The sequence below is a fragment of the Amycolatopsis sp. NPDC003676 genome, assembly GCF_053587275.1.
Genome location: NZ_JBSFNS010000344.1, coordinates 1 through 1,220, shown reverse-complemented (window position 1 = coordinate 1,220; position 1,220 = coordinate 1). Strand labels below are relative to the sequence as shown.

Genomic DNA, 1,220 nt, shown 5'->3' with positions numbered 1-1,220 from the left:
GCGCATCCGGTGGCCGCCGCCGCGATCCCCGGGGCCACCCGGCCCGGCCGGATCGCCGAGGACACCGCCGCGCTGGCCGAGAACGTCCCGGCCGACGCCTGTGTATTCCTCTACATCATTCCCGCGATTCTGTTCCTGCTACCGACCTCGCTGGTCGCCGCGGAACTCGCCTCGGGCTGGCAGGGCGGCGTCTACAAATGGGTCGGGGACGGGCTGAACAAGCCGCTCGGCTTTCTCGCCGTCTGGTGTCAGTTCGCCATGACGATTTTTTATTACCCGAGCCTGCTCGCTTATGTGGCAAGTACTTTCGCGTACATCATCGATCCGTCGCTGGCGTCCAACGGCCTGTATGTGGCGATCGTGATCATCACCGTCTACTGGGCAGGCGTTTACGTATCCTCGCAGGGCACCAAGACGGTGGCCGGGCTGTCGAGTATGGGCCTGGTGATCGGCACGCTGATTCCCGGCACCGTGCTGGTTGTGCTCGGTCTGGTGTTTCTCGCGCAGGGTAATCCGTCTGCGGCGCCGATGGATTCGAGCCACCTGCTGCCCGCCTGGACCGGTCTGGCCAGCCTGGTGCTGATCGTGAACAACTTCCTGTCCTACGCGGGCATGGAGATGAACGCGGTGCACGTGTCGTCGCTGAAGAACCCGGCCAGGGAATTCCCGAAGGCGATGTTCCTGGCGATGGGGCTGGTGCTGGTCATCTTCATCCTGCCCGCGCTGGCGATCAGCTGGGTCGTCCCGTCCGCGAGCCTGAGTCTCACGGCCGGTGTGATGCAGGCGTTCGACGGATTCTTCAGCCACTTCGGCGTCGGCTTCCTCACCCCGATCGTCGGCATCGCGCTGGTGGCGGCCGCGGTCGGCGGCATGCTCACCTGGCTGGCCGGACCGTCCAAGGGGCTGTTGCTGATCGGGCGCAGCGAGGGTTATCTGCCGCCCTGGCTGACCACGATGAACAAGCACGGCGTGCAGCAGAACATGCTGGTGGCGCAGGGTGTGTTCACGACCTTCATCGCGCTGCTCTACGCCTTCATCCCGAATGTCTCCAGCGCGTACTGGATTCTGTCGGTGATCACCACGCAGGTGTATCTGATCATGTACGTGCTGATGTTCGCGGCGGCCGCCAAACTGCGCGGTCATGTACATCGCGACAAGCCGTAGTTCGGACGTCGCGGCGGGCACCGAGCGGAAGGCCGGCCCCCCCCCCCACGACCCCA

General features: G+C 64.9%; 1 protein-coding gene. It reads left to right on the top strand.

From position 1 onward, the window contains the following. The first annotated feature begins 51 nt into the window (after positions 1 to 51). Complete coding sequence (locus tag ACWDNU_RS46280) at positions 52 to 1,164, top strand: APC family permease (RefSeq protein WP_449673502.1); 1,113 nt, start codon at positions 52 to 54, stop codon at positions 1,162 to 1,164. The last annotated feature ends 56 nt before the right edge of the window (positions 1,165 to 1,220 follow it).